Below are 24,759 nucleotides of genomic sequence, written 5' to 3' on the forward strand. Positions count from 1 at the left end.
CGTGCGCACTCGTCTCCTCCCGCTGCTGATCGTCCTCATGGCGGGCGTACTGCTCGCGCTCGGCTTCCCGCTCGCCGGGAGCCTGGCCGCCCGTGAGCAGCAGCGTGTGGTCGTCGACCGGATCGACGACACCGCCCGCTTCGCCGCGCTCGCCCAGTTCGTCACGGCCGGGCCGACGGCTGTGGCGGGCGAGGAGGGCAACGAACGGCTCCATACGCTGAGTTCGGAACTCACGCGCTATCACGATCTGTACGGCATCCGGGCCGGGGTGTTCTTCCGGGACGGCCTGAAGATGGCCAAGGCGCCCGCCGACTGGCGGCTGCCCCGGAACGGGGTCGGTGCCGAGGCCTTCGAGGAGGCTCTGGCCGGGCGCCGCAGCCACGATCCGCCGCAGGTGTGGCCCTGGCAGGAGGGCAGGCTCACCGTCGCGTCCCCGGTCGTACGGGACGGGGACGTGGTGGCCGTCGTCGTGACCGACTCGCCCACCGGCCGGATGCGCTCGCGCATCCTGCACGGCTGGCTGGTCATCGCCGGTGGGGAGTGCGCCGCGATGCTGCTCGCGGTGGGGGCCGCGATCCGGCTCACCGGCTGGGTGCTGAGGCCCGTACGCATCCTCGACACCGCCACCCACGACATCGCGACCGGGCGCATGCAGTCGCGGGTCGCGGCCGCCTCGGGCCCGCCGGAGCTGCGGCGGCTGGCCCGCTCGTTCAACGAGATGGCCGACAACGTCGAGGAGGTCCTCGAACAGCAGCGGGCCTTCGTCGCCGACGCCTCCCACCAGCTGCGCAACCCGCTCTCCGCGCTGCTGCTGCGCATCGAGCTGCTGGGGCTGGAACTGCCCGACGGCCATGAGGAGATCGCCTCGGTGCGCACCGAGGGCAAACGCCTGGCCCGCGTGCTGGACGATCTCCTCGACCTCGCCCTGGCCGAGCACACGGCGGCCGACCTGCGGCTCACCGACATCGCCGAACTGGCCGCCGACCGGGTGGACGCTTGGCTTCCGGTCGCCGGACGCGAGGAGGTCGGACTCGCCTATACGGGCCCTTCGGCGATCACCGGCTGGGCCGATCCGGTCGCCCTGTCCAGCGCTCTGGACGCGGTCGTCGACAACGCGCTGAAATTCACGCCCCAGGGGTCGCACGTCGAGGTCTCGGCGCGGGCCGACGGCGAGACCATCGCCCTGACCGTCGCCGACGGCGGCCCCGGCCTCACCGAGGACGAACTGGCCCGGATCGGCGACCGCTTCTGGCGCAGCAACCGGCACCAGAACGTCTCGGGCTCCGGGCTGGGCCTGTCCATTTCCCGGGCGTTGCTCACGGCGGGCGAGGCCACCATCGCCTACGCGCCCAACGAACCCCGTGGACTGCGCGTCACCATCACCGTGCCGCGCGAAAAGCCGCACTGAGGCCGGACCCTTATGCGCCCCGCCGGATCCTCATGGGCGCCCGCCCGAGCCTCATGGCTTCTCCGAGCGGTAATAGCGCGAGGCGCCCTGGTGCAGCGGCAGCGGATCGGTGAATACGGCCGTCCGCAGGTCCACCTTCTGCGCGGCGTGCACCTTCGCCCCGATGCGGTCCCGGTTCTCTATCACCGTGCGGGTGACGCCCTTCGCCAGTTCGGGGTCCACCCGGTCCGTCGTGACCAGCAGGTTCGGCACCGCGATCGTCTTGACGTCATCCGGCTGGCGCATCTCCTGGTACGCGTCGGCGGGCACGGTCGCCGCCCGGTAGTAGCGCGTCACCCCGCCCTGCCGGTGCAGCGGGCCGGTGAGGTCGCCGAGCTGGACGAGCCGGATCGGATACTCCTGGGCCAGGGTGCGCACCGCGGTGGTCGGCAGTCCGCCCGACCAGAAGAAGGCGTCCAGCTTCCCCTTCCGCAGCAGGCCGGGCATCGTGTCGATACCGGAGCGCACAGCCGTGATGTCCTTGTCGAAGTCGAGCCCCGCGGCCTTGATCAGCCCCCGCGTGATCAGCTGTACGCCCGAGCCGTCGTCCCCGACGCCGACCCGCAGGCCCCGCAGATCCCGGGCCGAGCGCACCTTCGAGCCGCGCGGCACGATCAGCTGCATGTAGTCGTCGTACAGCCGCGCGCAGGCACGCAGCCGCCCGGCGTCCTTGCCGTGGTAGGCGGCGACGGCGTCGGTGGCGGCGATGGCGAAGGTGGCCCGGCCGCGGGCCAGCCGCTCCACGTTGTCGGGCGACCCCCGGGTCTCCTGAAGCGTGACGTCCACATCGGGCAGGTCGCGGGACAGATCCCGCTTCAGCATTTCGCCGTAGGTCTGGTAGACGCCGGTGGACACCCCCGTCGCGAACGTCACCTTCCCCCGGGGCTGCTCCTCGCCCCCGACCGGCAGGAGCCACCACAGCAGCAGCGCAAGCACGACCACGCCCGCCGCGGCGGACTGCAGGGCGCGGCGCCGGTCCGGGCGCGGAAGACTGACGGCCATGGGCAGGATCCTGCCAGGCCCCGTCCCGGGAAGGGAGGGGCGGGGGAGCGGGACGAACACGTACCCTGGTCGATTGAGATGAGTGCGAAGACTTACGAGGTGCGCACCTACGGGTGCCAGATGAATGTCCACGACTCCGAGCGCCTGTCCGGCCTGCTGGAAGGCGCCGGGTATGTCCGTGCGCCCGAAGGCACAGCCGAGGGCGAGGCGGACATCGTCGTCTTCAACACCTGCGCGGTGCGGGAGAACGCCGACAACCGGCTCTACGGCAATCTCGGCAGGCTCGCACCGGTCAAGGCCCGGCGCCCGGGCATGCAGATCGCCGTGGGCGGATGCCTGGCCCAGAAGGACCGCGACACCATCGTCAAGAAGGCCCCCTGGGTCGACGTCGTCTTCGGCACCCACAACATCGGCAGCCTGCCGGTGCTGCTGGAGCGCGCCCGGGTCCAGGAAGAGGCCCAGGTCGAGATCGCCGAGTCCCTCGAAGCCTTCCCCTCCACCCTGCCGACCCGGCGCGAGTCCGCGTACGCCGCGTGGGTCTCGATCTCCGTCGGCTGCAACAACACCTGTACGTTCTGCATCGTTCCGGCGCTGCGCGGCAAGGAGAAGGACCGCCGCCCGGGCGACATCCTCGCCGAGGTGGAGACGCTGGTCGCCGAGGGCGTCACCGAGATCACCCTGCTCGGCCAGAACGTGAACGCGTACGGCTCCGACATCGGCGACCGCGAGGCGTTCAGCAAGCTGCTGCGCGCCTGCGGAAACGTGGAGGGGCTGGAGCGGGTCCGGTTCACCTCGCCGCATCCGCGCGACTTCACGGACGACGTCATCTCCGCCATGGCGGAGACGGACAACGTGATGCCGCAGCTGCACATGCCGCTGCAGTCCGGCTCGGACACCGTGCTGAAGGCGATGCGCCGCTCGTACCGGCAGGAGCGCTACCTCGGCATCATCGAGAAGGTGCGCGCCGCCATGCCGGACGCCGCCATCTCGACCGACATCATCGTCGGCTTCCCCGGCGAGACGGACGAGGACTTCGAGCAGACGCTGCACGTGGTGCGCGAGGCGCGGTTCGCCCAGGCGTTCACCTTCCAGTACTCCAAGCGGCCCGGGACGCCCGCCGCCGAGATGGACGGGCAGCTGCCGAAGGCGGTCGTCCAGGAGCGGTACGAGCGGCTGGTCGCCCTCCAGGAGGAGATCTCCTGGGAGGAGAACAAGAAGCAGGTGGGGCGGACGCTGGAGGTGCTCGTCGCCGAGGGCGAGGGCCGCAAGGACGACGCCACCCGGCGGCTGTCCGGCCGCGCCCCCGACAACCGCCTGGTGCACTTCGCCCGGCCCGAGGAGCCGGTGCGCCCGGGCGACGTCGTCACCGTCGACATCACCTACGCCGCGCCGCACCACCTGCTGGCCGAGGGCCCGGCCGGGGGAGTCCGGCGCACGCGCGCGGGAGACGCCTGGGAGCGGCGGAACGCGGCCGGGGAGAAGAAGCCCGCTGGTGTGATGCTCGGGCTGCCCACCATCGGCGCCCCGGCCCCTGCCCCGGCGCCCGCGACGGGCTGCGGCTGCGACTGACGAGCGTCGCGCGCGGCGTCGCGGCGCGCACTGGCACAGGACCGACGGGGGACGGAATGACGACGTGGTGGGGCCTGCTGGTCGAGGACTACCTCCAGATCATGGGCCCGGGGGCCCGCAACCACTCGATCACGGCGCTGGGGCATGTCCCGGGGACCCGCGAGGAGGCGCTGGAGGCGCTGCGTGAGCGCGCGCTGCGGTACGAGCCGCGGCACCCGGTGAATCCCTACCGGAAGCTGGTGTACCGGGACGGGGACGTGTTCCTGATGGTCCTGGAGGCCGCGACCGGCAACTACTGCTACCGGTTCCGGGTGGCCGAGCTGCTGTGGGACTCGGCGCCCCGCCCCGAGCCCGCCGGATAGGCTGGCGATCATGCTGATCGCCGCCGCCGTCTGTCCGTGTCCGCCGCTGCTGGTGCCCGAGGTGGCCGCCGGAGCGGCCCCCGAGCTGGACGCGCTGCGCGCGGCGTGCCTGGACGCGGTCGCGGCACTCGAGGCGGCCCGGCCCGAGCGGCTGATCGTGGCCGGTCCGGCGGAGCACTCCGGGCGCGGGGCACATCCGCAGGGCGCGACCGGATCGTTCCGCGGCTTCGGCGTGGACATGGAGGTACGGCTCGGGGGCGCGGCTCCGGTGGCTGCTGAAGGCGGCGGCGGGGCCGGGGAGCCCGAGCGGCCGCTGCCGCCGTCGCTGGCCGTCGGCGCGTGGCTGCTGGAGCGGGCGGGGTGGGACGTTTCGCCCGTCGAGGGGCTGGGGGTGGGGGAACCTCTCGCGGCCGAGCGGTGTATCCAAGTCGGAAGGAAGCTCGCGGCGTCGGAGGAGCGGGTCGCGCTGCTGGTGATGGGCGACGGCAGCGCGTGCCGGACGCTGAAGGCGCCGGGCTATCTCGACGAGCGCGCCGCCGCGTTCGACGCCGAGGTGGCGCGGGCGCTGGCGTCGGCCGACACCACGGCCCTCGCGGCGCTCGACGAGGAGCTGGCCTACGAGCTGAAGGCGGCGGGCCGCGCCCCGCTGCAGGTGCTCGCGGGGGCGGGCGAAGGGGCGGGGCTGAAGGGGGAGTTGCGGTATGACGAGGCGCCATACGGCGTGGGGTATTTCGTGGCCCGCTGGGCGTAGCGCGGGCATCGCCGACGGCGGCCGCCGGGCGGCAAGGCACCGGGGCGAGCCGACGCCGGAGCGGCGAGGCGCGCCGCGGTGTGGGGGACGGCAGCGCGGTCCATGGCAGCGCGATGCGGGGCGCGACGTACCGCGGCACGACGCAGGGCAGCCCTGTTTACGGCAGCCCGGTGTCCGGGACGTACGGGCACACGGCGACGGCGGCCGCGAGGCATCCGCTCCGCGGCCGCGTACCGGCGGGGGTCAGGCGCTCTCGCCGCCCTGGTCCTTGCGCTCGCTCCCGCTGCGGTCCTCGTTCCGGTGGGAGAGGCGGCTGAAAGCGTCCTTCGCCTTGCCCGTGCCCGCCTCGATCTTGGCGCTGTACTTGCCCTTGGTCCTGGTGTCGACCGTCTTGGCGGCCTTGTCGAGACCCCGCTCGACCTTGGCCTCGTGCTGCTGTGCGAAGCTGCCGGCCCGGTCCTTCATGACACCGGCCTTGGCCTTGAGATTGTCCAGCAGGCCCATGGGCCACCTTCCCTCATCGGATCCCTTATGTGCGGGCGCCCTCACCGGCCTCGCTGTCGGCCGTCTCGGCCGCGGACTGCTGCTTCGGGATCGACGCCGCCTCGCCCGCCGCGGACTCCTCCTCGGCCCGCTCCGGCTCCGCCTCGGCGTGGACCCCGGGGGCCGGTGCCACCGTCACGGTGTCGGTCGCGGACTGCTCGGATGGGGCCTCTTCGGACGAACGGCTCGTCTCCTTCGACGCTCGACGAAACCTGGAAAACACGCCCATATCTACTCCATAGCCTACTCGTGTGGGCGAAATCCCGTGCCGCTCGGAGCGTCCCATTGCGCCGCTCGCGGGGGCCGGTTTCCCGAACCGGTCCTCGGAACCTCGCAACAGGCAACGACCACGGCCGTCCCCTGTCACGTCGCTCGTTCGAGGAGGCCCCCCGGGGTTTGCGAGACTGGGCGGGTGAATACAGCAGGCCATCCGCCGCGAGTCATCGCCGTCGTCGGCCCCACCGCGGCCGGCAAGTCCGATCTGGGCGTCGCACTCGCCCGACACCTCGACGGCGAGGTCGTCAACGCCGACTCCATGCAGCTCTACCGGGGCATGGACATCGGCACCGCCAAACTGACGGAGGAGGAGCGGCAGGACGTGCCGCACCGTCTGCTCGGCATCTGGGACGTCACCCAGGCGGCCAGCGTCGCCGAATACCAGCGACTGGCCCGCACCGAGATGGACCGGCTGCTCGCCGAGGGCCGTACGCCGGTCCTGGTCGGCGGCTCGGGCCTGTATATCCGCGGGGCCATCGACGCGCTCGACTTCCCGGGCACCGACCCCGCCGTGCGGGCCAGGCTCGAGGCCGAGCTGGAGGAGCTGGGCCCGGGAGCCCTGCATGCCCGGCTGGCCGCCGCCGACCCCGAGGCGGGCCGGGCGATCCTGCCCAGCAACGGGCGGCGGGTGGTGCGGGCGCTGGAGGTCATCGAGATCACCGGCCGCCCCTTCACGGCCAACCTCCCCGGTCACGAGGCTGTCTACGACACCCTCCAGATCGGCGTGGACGTCGAGCGGCCCGAGCTGGACGAGCGGATCACCGTGCGCGTGGACCGGATGTGGGAGGCCGGGCTGGTGGACGAGGTCACCCGGCTCGAGGCGGCCGGGCTGCGGGAGGGGCGTACGGCCTCCCGGGCCCTCGGCTATCAGCAGGTGCTCTCCGCCCTCGCCGGGGAGTGCACGGAGGACGAGGCCCGGGCCGAGACCGTGCGGGCCACCAAGCGGTTCGCGCGCCGCCAGGACTCCTGGTTCCGCCGCGATCCGAGGGTCCACTGGCTCAGCGGAGCGGCCGCGGACCGGGAAGAACTCCTGGCGAACGCGCTCTCGTTGGTTGAACGGGCGGTCACAGCCTGATCACGTGATGGCATCGGGACGCTCCGCTCGTCATTGCGGCCCCCGCGGGCATGCCATCATCAAGCACCGATCGTGCCGTGGTGTCTGGAGTTGGGAGGGCGTGTGGCGATGGAGGCCGGCCCTCGCGACGCAGCGCAGCAAGCAGCGCGGGACTCGCCGCAAGGCGATCCCGGGCCGCTGACCCCGGACGGCCCCGACGAGGTCCCCGTGCTCCCCGAGCTGGGGGACCCGGTGCTCGACGAGACGGGCGAGCCCGGTGAGCAGGCATCCGGGGAGTCCTTCCGCGAGCTGCGCCCGCCGCGGCGGCTGCGGATCTGGCAGATCGCGCCGATCGTCGGCCTCGCCATCCTCGGCTCGCTGATGTTCGCCTTCCCGCTCGCCTTCGAGTTCGGCGACGGCGGCGCGGTCGTGGCCATGCTGGGCCTGCTGCTCAGCTGCTGCGCGGCGGGCTGGGGCCTGATGGCCGCCCGCCGGGTGGGCTACACCTGGCCCGGCCTGCCGCCCCGGGGCTCCGGCCGCCGTCCGGACTGGCGCTTCGTGGTGCTCTACGTGGTGATCGTGGTGCTGCTCGCGACCCTCACGTTCTGGCGCGTGGCCCGCCTGCGCTAGGGGGTGTCTCGCCGATCATGCCGGGCGGCTTGACCGACAAGACACCCCCTGGCGTCTGCCAGCCGCTCCCCGGGCCCGCCCGGTACGGAAGCGACGGCCCGCGCGGAGCCCCGTAGGATCGAGGGATGAGCAATGCGCCCCGGCTGCGGTTCCTGAAGGGCCACGGCACCGAGAACGATTTCGTCATCGTCCCCGACCTGGACGGTCACCTGGAGCTGTCCGCGGCCGCCGTCGCCCGGCTCTGCGACCGCCGGGCCGGTGTCGGCGGCGACGGGCTGATCCGCGTCGTGCGGTCGTCGGCGCACCCCGAGGCGCGGGACATGGCCGCCGAGGCCGAGTGGTTCATGGACTACCGCAACGGCGATGGCAGCATCGCCGAGATGTGCGGAAACGGCGTCCGCGTGTTCGCCCGGTACCTCCAGCGGGCGGGGCTCGCCGAGGAGGGCGATCTGACGATCGCGACCCGCGCCGGACTGCGGCACATCCACATCGCCAAGGCCGCCGGGGCGCCCGGCGGTGCCCCGGACGCGGACGCGGACGGCGGCGCGATCACCGTCGGCATGGGCAAGGCCGCGCTGCCCGGGCCCGGCCCCGACGGCGGTATCACCGTCGCGGTCGGCGACCGGACCTGGTCCGCCCGCAACGTCAACATGGGCAACCCGCACGCGGTCGCCTTCGTCGACGACCTCGACCAGGCCGGGGACCTGTTCACGGCTCCCGCCGTCCACCCCGCCTCCGCGTACCCGGACGGCACCAACGTCGAGTTCGTCGTCGACCGCGGCCCGCGGCACGTCGCGATGCGCGTGCACGAGCGCGGCTCCGGCGAGACCCGTTCCTGCGGCACCGGCGCCTGCGCCGTCATGGTGGCCGCCGCGCGCCGCGACGGCGCCGACCCGGGCGTTACCGGCCGGCCCGTCACGTACACGGTGGACGTACCCGGTGGGCGACTTGTCATCAGCGAGCAGCCGGACGGTACGGTGGAGATGACGGGCCCTGCCGTGATCGTCGCCGAGGGGGAACTGGATCCTGTGTGGCTGGACGCGGTGCTCGACTGACTCGTCCCTCTCATGGGTGATCCGTTTCACTCTGGGCGAGAGCCGGTCGGCCGTGCGTGGTGGGCTCGATAGCATCAAGCACCGGCCCGGGGGAGTGCCCACGCCGGTTGACGCTCGACGCCGCCGGAGGTGCCCATGAGCGCAGAGGCCCCAGATCAAGCCGCTCTCGGCCGCAGGCGCGGCCTCCCCCGTATCGACCTGCGCAATATCCGCAGATTCGGCCGGGCCGCGCTGCTGGGACCGGCATCCAGGGACCGGCTGCCGGACGCGATCGAACACGTCGCGAAGGTGCACCGCGCGTATCACCCCGGCGCCGATCTGGATGTGCTGCGCCAGGCGTATGTGCTCGCCGAGTCCTCCCACCGCGGCCAGATGCGCAAAAGCGGTGAGCCGTACATCACACATCCGCTGGCCGTCACGCTCATCCTCGCCGAACTGGGCGCCGAGACGACCACGTTGACGGCGTCTCTGCTCCACGACACGGTCGAGGACACCGAGGTGACGCTCGACCAGGTGGGGGAGCAGTTCGGCGAGGAGGTGCGCTATCTCGTCGACGGCGTCACCAAGTTGGAGAAGGTCGACTACGGGGCGGCGGCCGAGCCCGAGACGTTCCGCAAGATGCTGGTCGCCACCGGCAACGACGTCCGGGTGATGTCGATCAAGCTCGCCGACCGGCTGCACAACATGCGCACCCTCGGCGTGATGCGCCCCGAGAAACAGGCCCGCATCGCCAAGGTCACCCGCGACGTTCTGATCCCGCTGGCCGAACGGCTCGGCGTACAGGCGCTCAAGACCGAGCTGGAGGACCTGGTCTTCGCGATCCTCCACCCCGAGGAGTACGCCCACACCCGCGAACTGCTCCAGTCCCACGCGGACCGCCCCGATCCGCTCGCCCGCGCCGCGGAGGACGTACGGACCGTGCTGCAGGAGGCGGGCATCACCGCCGAAGTCCTGGTACGCCCACGGCACTTCGTCTCCGTCCACCGCGCCGGGATCAAGCGCGGCGAGCTGACCGGATCCGACCTCGGGCGGCTTCTGGTCCTCGTCGCCGACGACGCGGACTGTTACGCGGTCCTCGGCGAGCTGCACACCTGTTTCACTCCGGTGATCTCGGAGTTCAAGGACTTCATCGCGGTCCCCAAGTTCAACCTCTACCAGTCGCTGCACACGGCCGTGGCCGGGCGCACCGGCGAGGTCGCCGAAGTCCTCATCCGCACGCACCAGATGCACCGGGTCGCCGAAGCCGGGGTGATCGCCCTCGGCAATCCGTACGCCCCGACCGAGGCGGCCGCCGCGCCCGAGGGCGAGCGGGCCGACCCGACCCGCCCCGGCTGGCTGTCCCGGCTGCTCGACTGGCAGAGCGCCACCCCCGACCCCGACATCTTCTGGACCGCCCTGCGCGACGACCTCGCGCAGGACCGGGAGATCACGGTCTTCCGGTCCGACGGCGGCACCCTGGGCCTGCCCGCGGGCGCGAGCTGCGTGGACGCCGCGTACGCGCAGTACGGCGAGGACGCTCACTCCTGCATCGGGGCCAGGGTCAACGGGCGGATCGCCACGCTCAGCACCGTGCTGTGCGACGGCGACACGCTCCAGCTGCTGATGACGGGGGACGCGGCCTCGTCCGGGCCCTCGCCGGAATGGCTCGACCACGCCCGTACCCCGGCCGCCCGCATCGCCATCAACCGCTGGCTGGCCGCCCATCCGGCCGACCCGGCGCACGAGCCGCCGCAGGGCGAGGCGCCCGGTGCCGAGCACCTGCATGCCCCCGTGGAGCTGGAAGAGGCCGAGCTGGGCGAGTCCGAGCCGGGTCAGGCCGAGCCGGTGGACGCCGGGTACGCCGGGGACGCGGACCCCACCGTGCTCTCCGTGGCCCCCGCGGGCCGCCCGGAGGCGGGCATCGTCGTCGACCTGCCCGGCGTGATCGTCCGGCTGGCCCGGTGCTGCACGCCCGTACCGCCGGACGCGATCACCGGCTTCGCGGTGCGCGGCGGCGCCGTCACCGTCCACCGCGAGCGGTGCCCCGCCGTGGCGCGGATGACCGCGGCCGGGCGGGCCCGGGTCGGGGTGCGCTGGTCGGAGGAGGACGACGGGGACGGCGGCGACTACCGGGTCACCCTCTTCGCGGAGGCGTTCAGCAGGCCGCATCTGCTCGCGGACCTCACCGAGGCCATCGCCGCGGAGGGTGCCGAGGTGGTCGCCGCCGCCGTGGAACCGCCGCGTGAGCAGCGGGTTCGCCATACGTACACGCTCCAGCTGTCCGACGCGGGCCGGCTGCCGACGCTGATGCGCGCCATGCGCGACGTCCCCGGCGTCTACGACGTGACCAGGGAGGGCCGCCGGGTGGCGACCGCCCGTTCCTGAACTCCTTCGGGTGGATCGGGCCCGGGTGGGACTGCGCCCCCGCCCGGGCGCTGATAGCCGTAAGGCATGACGCATTCTCCGGGCCCCCGCCCCGGCTCCCTCCCGCCGACGTCCGGCCCCCTTCCGCGGGCGGCCGGGCCGCTTCCGCGGATGGGGCGCCGCAGGACCGCCCTCGTGACCGTCGCCTTGGCCGCCGTTCTCGCCTCGGTCGGCCCGTCCTCCGCCGCCGGGCCGGTGAGCGCCTCGGGTCCGCGGCCGCTCGGCATCGGCGACCCGCTCTACCCGCGGCTCGGCAACCCCGGCTACGACGTCACGGCGTACGACATCGCCCTGGACTACCGCCGCGCGAACCGGCCGCTGGACGCCGTCACCACCATCGACGCCCGCGCCACCGCCGGATTACGCACCCTCAACCTGGACTTCGCCCAGGGCGCCGTGCGCTCCGTACGGGTCGACGGCGCGCCCGCCGCGTTCGTCACCGCGGGCGAGGACCTGGTCATCACCCCGCGCACCAGGATCGAGCGGGGCGCGGAATTCCGGGTCGTCGTCCAGCACACCAGCGACCCGGGGGACGGCGCGAGCGGTGGCTGGGTCCGCACCCGGGACGGGCTGGCCATGGCCAACCAGGCCGACGCCGCCCACCGGGTCTTCCCGTGCAACGACCATCCGTCCGACAAGGCGCGCTTCACCTTCCGGGTCACCGCGCCGAAGAACCTCACGGTCGTCGCCGGGGGCCTTCCGGCCGGGCGCGTCCGCGAAGGGGCGCGCACCACTTGGTCGTACCGCCTCGCCCACCCCATGGCCACCGAGCTGGCGCAGGTCTCCATCGGCCGTTCCGCCGTGCTCCACCGCACGGGCCCGCATGGGCTGCCGGTGCGCGACGTGGTGCCCGCCGCGGACCGCAAGAAGCTCGCGAAGTGGCTCGCGCGCACTCCGGGGCAGCTGGCCTGGATGGAGAAGAAGGTCGGGCCGTACCCCTTCGAGGACTACGGTGTGCTGATCTCCCACGCCACCACGGGCTTCGAGCTGGAGACCCAGACGCTCTCGCTCTTCGAACGCGGCCTGTTCACCGACGACGCGTTCCCCCGGTGGTACGTCGAGTCGATCATGCTGCACGAGCTGGCGCACCAGTGGTTCGGCGACAGCGTCAGCCCGCGCCGGTGGTCCGATCTGTGGCTCAACGAAGGCCACGCCACCTGGTACGAGGCGCTGTACGCGGAGCAGTACGGCAAGGCGAGCCTGGAGCGGCGGATGCGGCTGGCCTACGAGCAGTCCGACGCCTGGCGTGCCGCCGGGGGACCGCCCGCCGCGCCCAGGCCCGCCGAACCCGGCAAGCAGATCGGGCTCTTCCGGCCGGTCGTCTACGACGGCAGCGCCCTGGTCCTGTACGCGCTGCGGCAGCGGATCGGCCGGGCGGACTTCGAGCGGCTGGAGCGGGAGTGGGTGGTCCGCCACCGGGACGGCGTGGCCTCGACCGCCGACTTCGTCCAGCTCGCCTCGGAGGTATCGGGCCGGGACCTGAACGGCTTCCTGCACCCCTGGCTGTACGGGAAGAAGACGCCGAAGATGCCCGGGCACCCCGACTGGAGGCGGGCCCCGAAGCCGGACGCCAAACCGGGCGCGAAGCCAGGCGCGAAGCCAGGCACGAAGCAGGGTGCGAAGCCGGGCGCCAAGCCGGTCGCGAAACCTGAGTGACGGCCCCGCTGCCGCGTGCGACCATCGAGGGGTCGGCGTCGCGGCCGAGCGGTGGGGAATCCCACCGGCCCGTCGTACGTTGACGACAGTGACGATGTCCCTCGACGTAAGGATTCCTTTGACCCACTCCTCTTCCCTTCCGCAGGACCGGCAGCGCCTCGCCGAGAGCCTTCGGGCCGACGCCCTGATGGAAGAGGACGTCGCCTGGAGTCACGAGATCGACGGAGAGCGTGACGGCGACCAGTACGACCGCTCGGACCGCGCCGCGCTGCGGCGTGTGGCGGGGCTGTCCACCGAGCTCGAGGACGTCACCGAGGTCGAGTACCGGCAGCTCCGTCTGGAGCGCGTGGTGCTCGTCGGCGTCTGGACGTCCGGCACGGTGCATGACGCGGAGAACTCGCTGGCCGAGCTGGCCGCGCTCGCGGAGACCGCGGGCGCCGTGGTGCTCGACGGCGTCATCCAGCGCCGCAACAAGCCCGACCCCGCGACGTACATCGGCTCCGGCAAGGCCGAGGAGCTGCGCGAGGTTGTGCTCGAGTCCGGTGCCGACACCGTCGTGTGCGACGGCGAGCTGAGCCCCGGCCAGCTGATCCACCTTGAGGACGTCGTCAAGGTCAAGGTGGTCGACCGCACCGCCCTGATCCTCGACATCTTCGCCCAGCACGCCAAGTCCCGAGAGGGCAAGGCGCAGGTCTCGCTCGCCCAGATGCAGTACATGCTGCCGCGGCTGCGCGGCTGGGGTCAGTCGCTGTCCCGGCAGATGGGTGGCGGTGGCTCCGGATCGTCGGGCGGCGGTATGGCCACCCGTGGTCCCGGTGAGACCAAGATCGAGACGGACCGGCGCCGCATTCGCGAGAAGATGGCGAAGATGCGCCGCGAGATCGCCGAGATGAAGACCGGCCGCGACATCAAGCGGCAGGAGCGCAGGCGCCACAAGGTTCCCTCGGTCGCCATCGCCGGGTACACCAACGCGGGCAAGTCCTCGTTGCTCAACCGGCTCACCGGCGCGGGCGTGCTGGTGGAGAACGCGCTGTTCGCCACCCTGGACCCGACCGTGCGCCGGGCCGAGACGCTCAGCGGGCGGCTGTACACGCTGGCGGACACCGTCGGCTTCGTCCGCCATCTGCCGCACCACCTGGTCGAGGCGTTCCGGTCGACCATGGAGGAGGTCGGCGACGCCGATCTGATCCTCCATGTGGTGGACGGCTCGCATCCGGCGCCGGAGGAGCAGCTGGCCGCGGTGCGCGAGGTGATCCGTGACGTGGGCGCGGTCGACGTGCCCGAGATCGTGATCATCAACAAGGCGGACAAGGCCGATCCGCTCGTGCTGCAGCGGCTGATGCGCATGGAGCGGCGCGCGATGGCCGTCTCGGCCCGTTCCGGGCAGGGCATCGACGAGCTGCTCGCGGTGATCGACGACGAACTGCCCCGGCCGCAGGTCGAGATCGTGGCACTGGTGCCCTACACCGAGGGCAAGCTGGTCTCGCGTGCGCACGCCGACGGTGAGGTGATCTCCGAGGAGCACACCCCGGAGGGCACTCTGCTCAAGGCGCGGGTGCACGAGGAGCTGGCGGCCGAGCTGCGGCGGTTCGCACCGGCCCCGGCAGGTGCGCGGCAGTAGGACCGAACGGCACGGCTCACGGCGAAGGCCCGCCCCCTCGCGGGGGCGGGCCTTCGCCGCTGTGCCGACCTGACCGCGGGTGACTACTGACCCGCGAACTTCTTGCTGACCGAGTTGTAGACGCCCTTGGCCTCGGGGCCCAGGTGCGGGCCCGCCAGCCAGGTGGCATCGGACGGGCCGATCGAGGTGTTGGACACCAGCGCGGGCTTGCCGTCCGCACCGTTCGCGACCCAGCCGCCGCCGGACGAACCGGCGGTCATCGTGCAGCCGATGCGGTACATGGTCGGCTGCTTGGCGTCCAGCGACAGCCTGCCCGGCTGGTCGGCGCACTGGTTCATCTTCTGGCCGTCGAACGGCGGAGCGGCCGGGTAGCCGGTGGCCGTGATCTCGTCGATGGACTTCACGGCCGGGGCGTTGAAGTCGACCGGCAGCGCGCCGCCGACCGTCTCCTCCAGCGACTTGCCGCCGCTGACCTCGGGCTTCACGTGCATGACCGCGAAGTCGTACGGTGCGCCCTTGCCGCCGGTGGCCGCGCCGTTGTCGATCCACTGGGAGGAGGTCTGCGCCCAGTCGGCCCACCACACGCCCTTGGGGGCCAGCTCATCCCTGGTGGCGTTCTCCAGCTCGGCCGCCGACTTGCCGGAGTCGTTGTACGAGGGCACGAACATCAGATTCTTGTACCAGCCGCCGCCCTTGCCCGCGTGGACGCAGTGGCCCGCCGTCCAGACCATGTTGGACTTGCCGGGGTGAGCGGGGTCCTCGACCACGGTCGCGGAGCAGACCATCGAACCCTCGGGGCCGTCGAAGAAGACCTTGCCCGCGTAGGGAACCCGGGAGCTGTACGGACTGTCGACCTCCTTGGCCTTCACCGGCTGCGGATCGGGGTCGGTCACACCCTGGTCGTCCTCGATGTCACTGTCGTCGACCGGCTTGTCCGGCTCCTGGGCGTCCCGCATCCGGTCCGGCTTCCACAGCCCCTTGATGATCGGGTTGATGAAGTCGCCCGCTTCGCGGAGCCAGTCATCCCGGTCCCACTTGTTCCAGGCGCCGTTCTTCCACTCGTCCAGATCGACGCCGAGGTTCTTCAGCTTGTCGTTGAGGTTGTCCGGCAGCTTGATGTCGTCCGCGCCCTGCTGCGCCGACGAGGCGGACGCCTTGGCGCTGGCCGAGTCGTCCGACGATCCGCACGCGGTGGCGGTGAGCGCCAGCACGGCGGCGACGGCCGCCGTCGCGAGCGCGGGTCGGCGTTTGAAAGGCATGGGCGGAACTCCCCCTGATGTTCTGAACTGCTTCACGGCCTGTCTGGAATTGTCATGCTCCCCCCGACAGTGGGGTGATCCCCCACTATGCCGGTGTCGCCTACGACGGCTGCACGCGGGTCCTTGGTTCCCGGCGGCAAGGTTCTTCGGCCAGGCCCGTGATCCCGGGCCTGACCCGTCGTTGGTACGTACGGGGGACAGCCGGAGGGTGTTCAGCAGCGAGAGGACCGTGAGCCGTGGCCATGACCCAGCTCCCGCCGACGACGCCGGACCCCGCGCCGCCCGTTGTGCCGTACGGCGACGGGCCCGGCGAGGACGCCCCGGCCATCCTGCGTCGCCAGGCGCTGCGGGAGTCGGCCGCCCGCACCTACGCCCGGGCGCTGCCCATCGTCCCGGTGCGCGCCCGCGGGCTGACGATCGAGGGAGCCGACGGCCGCCGCTATCTCGACTGCCTCTCCGGAGCCGGGGCGCTGGCGCTCGGGCACAACCATCCGGTGGTGCTGGAAGCGATCCGCGCCGTCCTGGACTCGGGAGCCCCGCTCCAGGTCCTGGACCTGGCCACGCCGGTCAAGGACGCCTTCACGGACGAGCTGTTCGCCACGCTGCCGCCCGAACTGGCCGCGCACGCGCGGGTGCAGTTCTGCGGCCCCGCGGGCACGGACGCCGTCGAAGCCGCGCTCAAGCTGGTACGGACCGCCACGGGGCGAGACGGTCTGCTGGCCTTCTCCGGGGCCTACCACGGGATGACGGCCGGGGCGCTGGCCGCCTCCGGCGGCGCCCCCACGCCGAGCGTGACCCGGCTGCCCTTCCCCTATGACTACCGCTGCCCGTTCGGGGTGGGCGGTGAGCGCGGCGCGGAACTCTCGGCGCGGTGGACCGAGCGGCTGCTGGACGACCCGAAGGGCGGGACGGGCGCACCGGCCGGGATGCTCCTTGAACCGGTGCAGGGCGAGGGCGGGGTGATCCCCGCACCGGACGGCTGGCTGCGCCGGATGCGGGAGATCACCGCGGCCCGCGGCATCCCGCTCATCGCGGACGAGGTGCAGACCTGTGTGGGGCGCACGGGTTCCTTCTGGGCGGTCGGACACAGCGGCGTGGTGCCCGATGTGATGGTGCTGTCGAAGGCCATCGGCGGCAGCCTGCCGCTGGCCGTCGTGGTCTACCGGGAGGAGCTGGACGTGTGGCGCCCCGGCGCCCACGCGGGCACCTTCCGCGGCAACCAGCTGGCGATGGCGGCGGGCGCGGCCACCCTCGCGTACGTCCGTGAGAACGGCCTCGCGCAGCGGGCCGCGGTCATCGGTGAGCGCATGCTGACCCGACTGCGCGCCCTCGCCGCGCAGTGGCCCCACATCGGGGACGTCCGCGGCCGCGGACTCATGATCGGCCTTGAGCTGGTCGACCCGGCGGAGCCGGACCCCGGCCCCGGGCACCGCGAGGCCACGGCCGACACCGCCGTGACGACCGGTGCCTACGCCGGTGCGGACAGCGGCGCAGACGGCCGTACGGACACCGGCGCCGCCGCGCCTCCCGCTGCCCGGCCCGCCGCCCCGATGCTGGCGGCCGCCGTACAGCGGGAGTGCCTGCGCCGCGGTCTGATCGTGGAACTCGGCGGCCGCCACTCCGCCGTGATCCGCCTCCTTCCGCCGCTGACCATCACCGATGAGCAGGCCGAGGCCGTTCTGGACCGGCTCGCCGACGCCCTGGACGCCGCGATCCGCGCTCTCGGCGACCGCGCCGCCCCTGAACTGCCGTCACCCGCCCCGCCCTTCACCGGAGGCTGCCGGTGACGGGCTCCGCGGCCGTCAGACCGCACCACCACCGCACCATCGAAGGAGGCAGGCGCCAGGCTCCCGGCGTGAAGGCCGTGACACGAGCGCCGTACCCACCATGCCGCACTCCCCTGGGCGAGCCCCCCAGTTTCCCCAGCCGGACCCGGAGGACGGTGCCATGACCGACCGTACGGCCCGTACCCCCGCCGCCGGGCGCCCCCCAACCGGAGGTGAGGCACCGCCCACCGTGCTCTCCGCGCCGCCAGGGGCCGCCGTGGAGCCGACGACGGGATTCCCACCCGCGCCCGCGCTGCCGGAACCACAGCGGCGGCCGCCGCACCCGGCCGCGGTACGTCCCCAGCCCTCAGCGCCCCCGCCCGAGTCGGCGCCGCCCCCAGCCGGGCCGCCGACCGCCGTGCCCCTTGCCACCGAGCTGCTCATGTCCCAGCCGCCCATGGCCCTGACCGCGCGGGAGGCCACCGGACTCCCGCCCACGCCGCCCCAGCCCACGCCGCCCAAGGCCGCACCGCGTCAGCCCACGCCGCCGCAGCCCGTGTCGCCCCGGTCCATGCCGACCCAGGTCACGGCGCTCGCACCGTCGGCAGCCTCTGCCGAGCCGCCCCTCCCCGTGACGGCCCCGGTGCCGCGGCAGGACCACAGCGGGCACGACCTGCCCGAGGACCCCGCTCCCACCGCAGGACAGGACCCCCTCGACCATCCCGATCCGCAGCTCGCCGCCGACGCCGCAGGGGTCGAGAACCTGCTGCGCTGCTGGGTACGGGAGACCGCCGCAGGGCCCCCGGACGGCGAGACCCTGCGCATCCCCCTCGCCGCGAGCGGCACCTCCCTCCAGGTGCCCGTGCGCTACTGGTCGGCCACCGGCTGGCACCGCTTCGGCCCACCGGTGCTGGAACACGGCCCCTGGGACGCACCCGCCGTCGGCGCGGTGGCCCTCGCGGCGCTGCTCACCCGGGAGGCGGCCTACGCCGCCCGGCAGGACGAGATCGACGCGGAAGCCTCCGAACTCATCGGCCGGGTCGCGGACTCCGTACGACGCACCGCCCAATTCCTCGCCCATCGCCGGGCCGTGCCCGCCGACCCTGACGCCGGAACCCCCTTTCTCAGCGCGGAACAGTCCCTCCTCCTCGGTCACCCCCTTCATCCCACGCCGAAGAGCCGCGAAGGTCTCTCCGACGCCGCGTCACCTGTCTGCTCACCCGAATCGCGCGGCTCCTTCCCCCTGCACTGGCTGGCCGTCGACCGGTCCCTGCTCGCCTGCGAGTCGGCCTGGACCGAACGCGGCAGAACGGTGCCGGCCGAGAGGCTGGCCCTCTCGCTCGCGGGCAGTGGTCTGCAACTGCCCGCCGGGTCCGTGCCCTTGCCCCTCCATCCCTGGCAGGCCCATGAGATCCGTCATCGCCCGGCCGTCGCCGCGCTGTTCGACGCGGGCCTGCTGCACGACCTCGGCCCGGCCGGTGGACATTGGCACCCCACCTCCTCGGTCCGCACCGTCTACCGGCCCGGCGCGCCCGCGATGCTCAAACTCTCCCTCGGGCTGCGGATCACGAACTCCCGCCGCGAGAACCTCCGCAAGGAGCTCCGCCGTGGTGTCGAGGTGCACCGGCTGCTGCGCAGCGGGCTGGCCGAGCAGTGGCGGGCCGCCTTCCCCGGATTCGGCTTCGACATCGTCCGTGACCCGGCCTGGCTCGCGGTGGACGGTCCGGACGGCGACCCCCTGACCGGACTCGACGTCGTCATCCGGCACAACCCGTTCGGCCCGGGCGACGACGCCGTCTGCGTCGCCGGGCTCCTCTCGCTCCGGCCCTGGCCGGGGCGGCCCGCCATGCGCTCACGCCTGGCCCACCTCATCGCCCGGCTCGCTGCCCGCACCGGCCGCTCCTCGGCAGCCGTCAGCGCCGAGTGGTTCCTGCGCTATCTGCACACGGTCGTACGCCCGGTGCTCTGGCTGGACGGAGAGGCGGGCATCGCCCTGGAGGCACACCAGCAGAACACCCTGGTGCTGCTGGACCCGGACGGCTGGCCGGTCGGGGGCCGCTACCGGGACAACCAGGGCTACTACTTCCGTGAGTCCCGCTATGACGATCTCCAGCGGCGGCTGCCCGGCATCGGCGGGCACAGCGACACCTTCGTGTCCGACGAGGTCACCGATGAGCGCTTCGCCTACTACCTCGGCGTCAACAACGTCCTCGGTGTGATCGGAGCGTTCGGGGCGCAGCGGCTCGCCGACGAGCGCGTGCTGCTTGCCGCGTTCCGCCGCTTCCTCGCCGACGCCGCGTCCGGCTCCGGCAAGCTCCGCTCGCGGTTGCCCGCCCGCCTCCTCGAGACACCCACGCTGCGCTGCAAGGCGAACCTGCTCACCCGCCTGCGCGGCCTGGACGAACTCGTGGGGCCGGTCGATACCCAGTCCGTCTACGTCACCATCGCCAACCCCCTTGTCACTTCCGCCGCTTCCCCGGCATGACGCCCGTCCACCCCGCCGATCACGCCCCTCACGGCGCGTCTGAGATCCATGAGAGGAGAGCGTCGCCGTGCCGCACTCCGACTCCAGCACCGACGACACCATCGACATGCGGATGCGCCAGGAAGAAGACGCCGCGCGAATCCCCGAGAGCCAGCTGACCGGCCCGGAGTCCGGCAGCCGCCCCGACCTGCTGGACCGCATCGCCGAATGGGGCCCCACCAGCACCCCGGCGGGAGCCTTCCAACTGGTCCCGGTCCGCATCGGGCGCGATCTGCGGCTCATCGCCCGATGGATGAACGACCCCGCCGTGGCCGCCTTCTGGGAACTCGACGGCCCGGACGACATCACGGCGAGCCACCTCGGCGGCCAACTCGACGGCGACGGCCGGAGCGTGCCCTGCCTGGGAGTGTTGGACGGCGTCCCGATGAGCTACTGGGAGGTGTACCGCGCCGATCTCGACCCCCTCGCCCGGCACTACCCGGCCCGGCCGCACGACACCGGCATCCATCTGCTCATCGGCCGCGTCAGCGACCGTGGCCAGGGCCTCGGCACGACCCTGCTCCGGGCCGCGGCCGATCTCGTACTCGAACACCGCCCGTCCTGCGCGCGCGTCGTGGCCGAACCCGACCTGCGCAACACCCCCTCCGTCGCGGCCTTCCTCGGCGCCGGTTTCCGCTTCTCCGCCGAGGTGGACCTCCCCGGGAAACGCGCGGCACTGATGCTGCGCGACCGCGCCCTGCGCCACCTGCTGTGAGCCATCGTGACCCCCTATGCTCCGCGACGGCCTCCGATCGCCGCCGTTTCCTGTGATACACCGCTCGGCCCGTCCAGGTTCCGCCGATGCCACGCGTTCCCTCCACGGAGGGCTATGCGGCCGCCAGGGAGAGTGATGTCGGTGCCGGCGCGTAGGCTGGCAGCCCTATGACTGACACGTCCTCGCCTCCACTCGCAGACCTGCTGCACGCCGCCGTCACCTCCGTCGGCGGCACCGAACGCCCTGGTCAGACAGCCATGGCCGAAGCCGTGGCCGAGGCGATCGACGACAGCTCCCATCTGCTGGTCCAGGCCGGTACCGGCACCGGAAAATCGCTCGGCTATCTGGTGCCCGCCCTCGCCCAGGGCGAGCGCGTCGTCGTCGCCACGGCGACCCTCGCCCTGCAGCGCCAGCTCGTCGAGCGCGATCTGCCGCGTACCGTCGACGCGCTGCACCCGCTGCTGCGCCGCCGCCCCGAATTCGCCATGCTCAAGGGGCGGTCCAACTACCTGTGCCTGCACCGCCTCCACGAAGGGGTGCCGCAGGAGGACGCCGACGAGGCCGGGCTGTTCGACCCCTTCGAGGCGGCCGCGCCCACCAGCAAGCTGGGCAAGGACCTGATGCGGCTGCGCGACTGGTCCGACGAGACCGAGACGGGCGACCGCGACGATCTGACGCCCGGCGTCTCCGACCGCGCCTGGTCCCAGGTGTCGGTCACCTCCCGGGAATGCCTGGGCGCGTCCAAGTGCGCCTATGGCGCGGAGTGCTTCGCCGAGGCCGCCCGCGAGCGCGCAAAGCTCGCCGAGGTCGTCGTCACCAACCACGCGCTGCTCGCCATCGACGCCATCGAGGGCGCCCCGGTTCTGCCCAGCCACGAGGTGCTGATCGTCGACGAGGCGCATGAGCTGGTCTCCCGCGTCACCGGCGTCGCCAGTGGCGAGCTCACCCCTGGACAGGTCAACCGGGCCGTGCGGCGCGCCGCCAAGCTGGTCAACGAGAAGGCGGCCGACGCGCTCCAGACCGCGTCGGAGACCTTCGAGCGGATCATGGAGCTGGCGCTGCCCGGCCGCCTCGAGACCATCCCCGAGGACCTGAGCTATGCCCTGATGGCGCTGCGCGACGCGGCCCGTACGGTGATCTCCGCGCTCGGCGCCACGCGCGATGCCTCGGTTCAGGACGAGGACGCCGTCCGCAAGCAGGCCCTGGGCGCGGTGGAGAACATCCACCAGGTGGCGGAGCGGATCGTGGAGGGCTCCGAGTTCGACGTGATCTGGTACGAGCGGCACGACCGCTTCGGTGCCTCGCTGCGCGTCGCCCCGCTGTCCGTGTCTGGTCTGCTGCGAGAGAAGCTGTTCGAGGACCGTTCGGTGATCCTCACCTCCGCCACCCTCAAGATCGGCGGGGACTTCAACGGGGTGGCCGCCTCGCTCGGCCTCGCTCCCGAGAGCCCGCAGGACCCAGAGGGCGGCGAGGAGTCCGCTCCGCGCTGGCAGTCCCTCGACGTCGGCTCGCCCTTCGACTATGCGAAGCAGGGGATCCTCTACGTCGCCAAGCATCTCGCCCAGCCCGGCCGCGAGGGCAGCCGCAGCGACATGCTGGACGAGCTGACCGAGCTGGTGGAGGCCGCGGGCGGACGCACACTCGGGCTGTTCTCGTCCATGCGTGCCGCCCAGGCCGCCGCGGAAGAGCTGCGCGGACGGCTCGACACGCCCATTCTCCTCCAGGGCGAGGAGACTCTCGGCGAGCTGATCCGATCTTTCGCCGCCGATCCCAGGACCTGCCTGTTCGGCACGCTGTCGCTGTGGCAGGGCGTGGATGTGCCGGGCCCGAGCTGTCAGTTGGTGGTCATGGACCGGGTGCCCTTCCCGCGCCCCGACGACCCGCTGATGAGCGCCCGCCAGAAGGCAGTGGAGGAGGCCGGTGGCAATGGCTTCATGGCGGTCGCGGCCACGCACGCCGCCCTGCTGATGGCGCAGGGGGCGGGGCGGCTCGTGCGAGCCTCCGGGGACCGCGGCGTCGTTGCCGTTCTGGATCCGCGGGTCGAGCGGGCCCGCTACGGCTCGTTCCTGCGCAAGACCATGCCGGACTTCTGGTACACGACCGATCGCAACCAGGTGCGCCGTTCCCTGGCCGCGATCGACGCGGCGGCCAAGGCCGAGGGGGCGTAGCGCGCGGGGATACAGCAGGGCCCCGGAACCGGCGCAGTGGTCCCGGGGCCCGGTCGTGGGGCGCGCGCTGGGGGCGCACCTCGGACCGTCGGCTCAGACGCGCCGCAGCACCGCGACGACCTTGCCGAGAATGGTCGCCTCATCACCGGGGATCGGCTGGTACGCGGCGTTGTGCGGGAGCAGCCAGACATGGCCGTCCTCGCGCTTGAAGCGCTTCACCGTCGCCTCCCCGTCGAGCATCGCGGCGACGATGTCACCGTTCTCGGCGACGGGCTGGCGGCGCACCGTGACCCAGTCCCCGTCGCAGATGGCGGCCTCGATCATGGAGTCGCCGACCACCTTGAGGACGAAGAGCTCACCGTCGCCGACCAGCTGGCGGGGGAGGGGGAAGACGTCCTCGACCGACTCCTCGGCGAGGATCGGCCCACCGGCCGCGATCCTGCCGACCAGCGGGACGTAGGAGGCGGCGGGCTTGCCGGTGGTGTCCGTCGGCTGCGCGCTGGGCTGGTCCGAGCCACGGACCTCGTACGCCCGGGGCCGGTGGGGGTCGCGCCGCAGGAAGCCCTTGCGCTCCAGGGCCATCAGCTGATGGGCGACGGACGAGGTGCTGGAGAGGCCCACCGCCTGGCCGATCTCCCGCATGGACGGCGGGTAGCCGCGCCGCTGCACAGAGTCGCGGATGACCTCGATGACGCGACGCTGCCGGTCGGTCAGCCCTGAGCTGTCCGCCCGGATTCCTGGAGGTCGCCCGGGTAGTGATCGGGTCGTCTTCTGCCCCTCCAGGTTCGTGCTCGCGTCGTTGATCGCGTGCGTCTCATTCATCGCGTGCGTCTGTTCGAGTCGGCTCTGGGAGCGCTCCTGGGCGGTAACAGTGGCGCTCTCTGCGGTGGTGGTCACGACGGCCCCTCTCGAGATGTTCTCCCTAGTTGGACAACGGTAGTTGCTTTCGAAAGGTTGCGCCAAACACACGTTCGAGTGAAATATCCTAGATGAGCTGACGTGATCACAGGCTTAGGTGTATAGGGCGGTTCCGGCGCGGGCTGAAAGGGGGGCTCCGGTGGTGCCCGGCGGCGGGGTTCAGTCTTGCACTCCGGCCCCTGTGGATCCGGGACCAGTGAGGTTCGCGTACTCTCGTGCCTGCTCCCGAGCTGTGACACGCCATCCGGTGCGGTTGAGTGCCAGACACCAGATCTAGTGGTTTGATGGATGTCAGCTACCCACAGCTTGTGGTCCCTGGTGATTCGTTGCCGAGATCTTCGCCTATGCTTGTGGTCGCTTCGACGGGCCTGCGCGGCCGGTCGGGGCTTATCAGTCATGCGCCGTTCTTGAGGGTGAGGGAGGGTACGGAGTCATGCACTGCCCCTTCTGCAGGCACCCCGACAGCCGCGTCGTCGACAGCCGGACCACGGATGACGGCTGCTCGATCCGCAGGCGCCGCCAGTGCCCCGACTGTTCGCGCCGCTTCACGACAGTGGAGACCGCGTCACTGATGGTGATCAAGCGGAGCGGGGTCACCGAGCCCTTCAGCCGCGACAAGGTCATCTCCGGGGTCCGCAAGGCATGCCAGGGCCGTCCCGTCACCGAGGACGCCCTCGCCAAGCTCGGCCAGCGCGTGGAGGAGGCCGTACGGGCCACCGGCAGCGCCGAGCTGTCCACCCATGACGTGGGGCTCGCCATACTCGGTCCGCTCCAGGAGCTGGACCTCGTCGCCTACCTCCGCTTCGCCTCCGTCTACCGCGCCTTCGACTCGCTCGAGGACTTCGAGGCCGCGGTCGCGGAGCTGCGTGACCAGCAACGGCCTCCCGCGCACGACCGCGGGCCCGGCGCCGACGGGGCCGCGGAGGCCCCCGCGCCCACCACTGCCGCCGACTGACCGGCGGCCGAAGAGCTGCCCGGGGCGCATCGCGTCTCCGGGTGAAAAACAGAGACACCGTGCCTGGGAAGAAATGGGCACATCA

At 72.4% G+C, this 24,759-nt stretch carries 20 protein-coding genes; 15 read left to right on the forward strand and 5 right to left on the reverse strand.

What is annotated here, in order from left to right; all coding sequences use genetic code 11:
* The first annotated feature begins 1 nt into the window (after position 1).
* Complete coding sequence (locus ACZ59A_RS17990) at positions 2-1,408, forward strand: sensor histidine kinase (protein ID WP_470959760.1); 1,407 nt, start codon at positions 2-4, stop codon at positions 1,406-1,408.
* A 51-nt stretch (positions 1,409-1,459) separates the two neighbouring features.
* Here ACZ59A_RS17990 and ACZ59A_RS17995 read toward each other — a convergent pair whose 3' ends face one another.
* Complete coding sequence (locus ACZ59A_RS17995; protein WP_470959762.1) at positions 1,460-2,449, reverse strand: TAXI family TRAP transporter solute-binding subunit; 990 nt, start codon at positions 2,447-2,449, stop codon at positions 1,460-1,462.
* A 78-nt stretch (positions 2,450-2,527) separates the two neighbouring features.
* Between ACZ59A_RS17995 and miaB the strand changes: the two genes are divergently transcribed.
* The 3 genes from miaB to ACZ59A_RS18010 are packed head-to-tail and all read left to right on the forward strand — an operon-like array spanning position 2,528 to position 5,131.
* Positions 2,528-4,018, forward strand: a complete 1,491-nt coding sequence (miaB, locus tag ACZ59A_RS18000; protein WP_470959764.1) for a tRNA (N6-isopentenyl adenosine(37)-C2)-methylthiotransferase MiaB — start codon at positions 2,528-2,530, stop codon at positions 4,016-4,018.
* Positions 4,019-4,074: 56 nt separating this feature from the next.
* On the forward strand, positions 4,075-4,380 hold the full coding sequence (locus ACZ59A_RS18005) for a hypothetical protein (RefSeq protein ID WP_468047934.1): 306 nt from the start codon (positions 4,075-4,077) through the stop codon (positions 4,378-4,380).
* Positions 4,381-4,390: 10 nt separating this feature from the next.
* Entirely contained in the window at positions 4,391-5,131 is a 741-nt protein-coding gene (locus ACZ59A_RS18010; protein WP_470959766.1) for a class III extradiol dioxygenase subunit B-like domain-containing protein, read from the forward strand.
* 243 nt (positions 5,132-5,374) lie between these two features.
* Here the strand turns inward: ACZ59A_RS18010 and ACZ59A_RS18015 are convergent, their stop codons facing one another.
* Both ACZ59A_RS18015 and ACZ59A_RS18020 read right to left on the reverse strand, forming a co-directional pair.
* Positions 5,375-5,635, reverse strand: coding sequence for an antitoxin (locus tag ACZ59A_RS18015; protein ID WP_468047930.1), 261 nt, complete (start codon positions 5,633-5,635; stop codon positions 5,375-5,377).
* A 25-nt stretch (positions 5,636-5,660) separates the two neighbouring features.
* Complete coding sequence (locus tag ACZ59A_RS18020) at positions 5,661-5,897, reverse strand: gliding motility protein (RefSeq protein ID WP_470959768.1); 237 nt, start codon at positions 5,895-5,897, stop codon at positions 5,661-5,663.
* A 189-nt stretch (positions 5,898-6,086) separates the two neighbouring features.
* Here ACZ59A_RS18020 and miaA point away from each other — a divergent pair, with 189 nt between their 5' ends.
* The 6 genes from miaA (at position 6,087) to hflX (ending at position 14,369) form a co-directional block, all read left to right on the forward strand.
* Positions 6,087-7,025, forward strand: coding sequence for a tRNA (adenosine(37)-N6)-dimethylallyltransferase MiaA (gene miaA, locus ACZ59A_RS18025; protein ID WP_470959770.1), 939 nt, complete (start codon positions 6,087-6,089; stop codon positions 7,023-7,025).
* A 108-nt stretch (positions 7,026-7,133) separates the two neighbouring features.
* Positions 7,134-7,634, forward strand: a complete 501-nt coding sequence (locus tag ACZ59A_RS18030) for a hypothetical protein (RefSeq protein ID WP_470960616.1) — start codon at positions 7,134-7,136, stop codon at positions 7,632-7,634.
* Between the two features lie 125 nt (positions 7,635-7,759).
* Positions 7,760-8,689 carry a diaminopimelate epimerase gene (gene dapF, locus ACZ59A_RS18035; protein ID WP_470959772.1) on the forward strand — a complete coding sequence of 310 codons (930 nt, stop codon included), beginning with the start codon at positions 7,760-7,762 and terminating at the stop codon, positions 8,687-8,689.
* A 135-nt stretch (positions 8,690-8,824) separates the two neighbouring features.
* A complete protein-coding gene (locus tag ACZ59A_RS18040) occupies positions 8,825-11,053 on the forward strand; it encodes a RelA/SpoT family protein (protein ID WP_470959774.1) in 2,229 nt (742 codons plus the stop codon).
* A gap of 66 nt (positions 11,054-11,119) precedes the next feature.
* Positions 11,120-12,748, forward strand: a complete 1,629-nt coding sequence (locus tag ACZ59A_RS18045; protein ID WP_470959776.1) for a M1 family metallopeptidase — start codon at positions 11,120-11,122, stop codon at positions 12,746-12,748.
* 118 nt (positions 12,749-12,866) lie between these two features.
* A complete protein-coding gene (gene hflX / locus ACZ59A_RS18050; protein WP_470959778.1) occupies positions 12,867-14,369 on the forward strand; it encodes a GTPase HflX in 1,503 nt (500 codons plus the stop codon).
* A gap of 83 nt (positions 14,370-14,452) precedes the next feature.
* Here the strand turns inward: hflX and ACZ59A_RS18055 are convergent, their stop codons facing one another.
* Positions 14,453-15,628 (reverse strand): trypsin-like serine peptidase, encoded by a 1,176-nt coding sequence (locus tag ACZ59A_RS18055; RefSeq protein WP_470959780.1) that lies wholly within the window; start codon positions 15,626-15,628, stop codon positions 14,453-14,455.
* A 242-nt stretch (positions 15,629-15,870) separates the two neighbouring features.
* On the opposite strand from ACZ59A_RS18055, the gene ACZ59A_RS18060 reads away from it, so the two are divergent.
* From ACZ59A_RS18060 to ACZ59A_RS18075, 4 genes are all read left to right on the forward strand, one after another.
* Complete coding sequence (locus ACZ59A_RS18060) at positions 15,871-17,415, forward strand: diaminobutyrate--2-oxoglutarate transaminase family protein (protein WP_470960617.1); 1,545 nt, start codon at positions 15,871-15,873, stop codon at positions 17,413-17,415.
* Between the two features lie 436 nt (positions 17,416-17,851).
* Positions 17,852-19,879, forward strand: a complete 2,028-nt coding sequence (locus tag ACZ59A_RS18065; protein ID WP_470960618.1) for an IucA/IucC family protein — start codon at positions 17,852-17,854, stop codon at positions 19,877-19,879.
* A gap of 67 nt (positions 19,880-19,946) precedes the next feature.
* Positions 19,947-20,633 (forward strand): GNAT family N-acetyltransferase, encoded by a 687-nt coding sequence (locus ACZ59A_RS18070; RefSeq protein WP_470959782.1) that lies wholly within the window; start codon positions 19,947-19,949, stop codon positions 20,631-20,633.
* A gap of 167 nt (positions 20,634-20,800) precedes the next feature.
* Entirely contained in the window at positions 20,801-22,801 is a 2,001-nt protein-coding gene (locus tag ACZ59A_RS18075; RefSeq protein ID WP_470959784.1) for an ATP-dependent DNA helicase, read from the forward strand.
* Positions 22,802-22,894: 93 nt separating this feature from the next.
* On the opposite strand, the gene lexA is transcribed toward ACZ59A_RS18075, so the two are convergent.
* Positions 22,895-23,698, reverse strand: coding sequence for a transcriptional repressor LexA (lexA, locus tag ACZ59A_RS18080; RefSeq protein WP_470959786.1), 804 nt, complete (start codon positions 23,696-23,698; stop codon positions 22,895-22,897).
* Positions 23,699-24,152: 454 nt separating this feature from the next.
* Between lexA and nrdR the strand changes: the two genes are divergently transcribed.
* The gene (gene nrdR, locus ACZ59A_RS18085; protein ID WP_468047907.1) at positions 24,153-24,674 is read left to right on the forward strand and encodes a transcriptional regulator NrdR; all 522 of its coding nucleotides are present in this window, start codon (positions 24,153-24,155) and stop codon (positions 24,672-24,674) included.
* Positions 24,675-24,759 lie beyond the last annotated feature (85 nt).

The sequence above is a fragment of the Streptomyces sp. NPDC040405 genome (assembly GCF_055595765.1).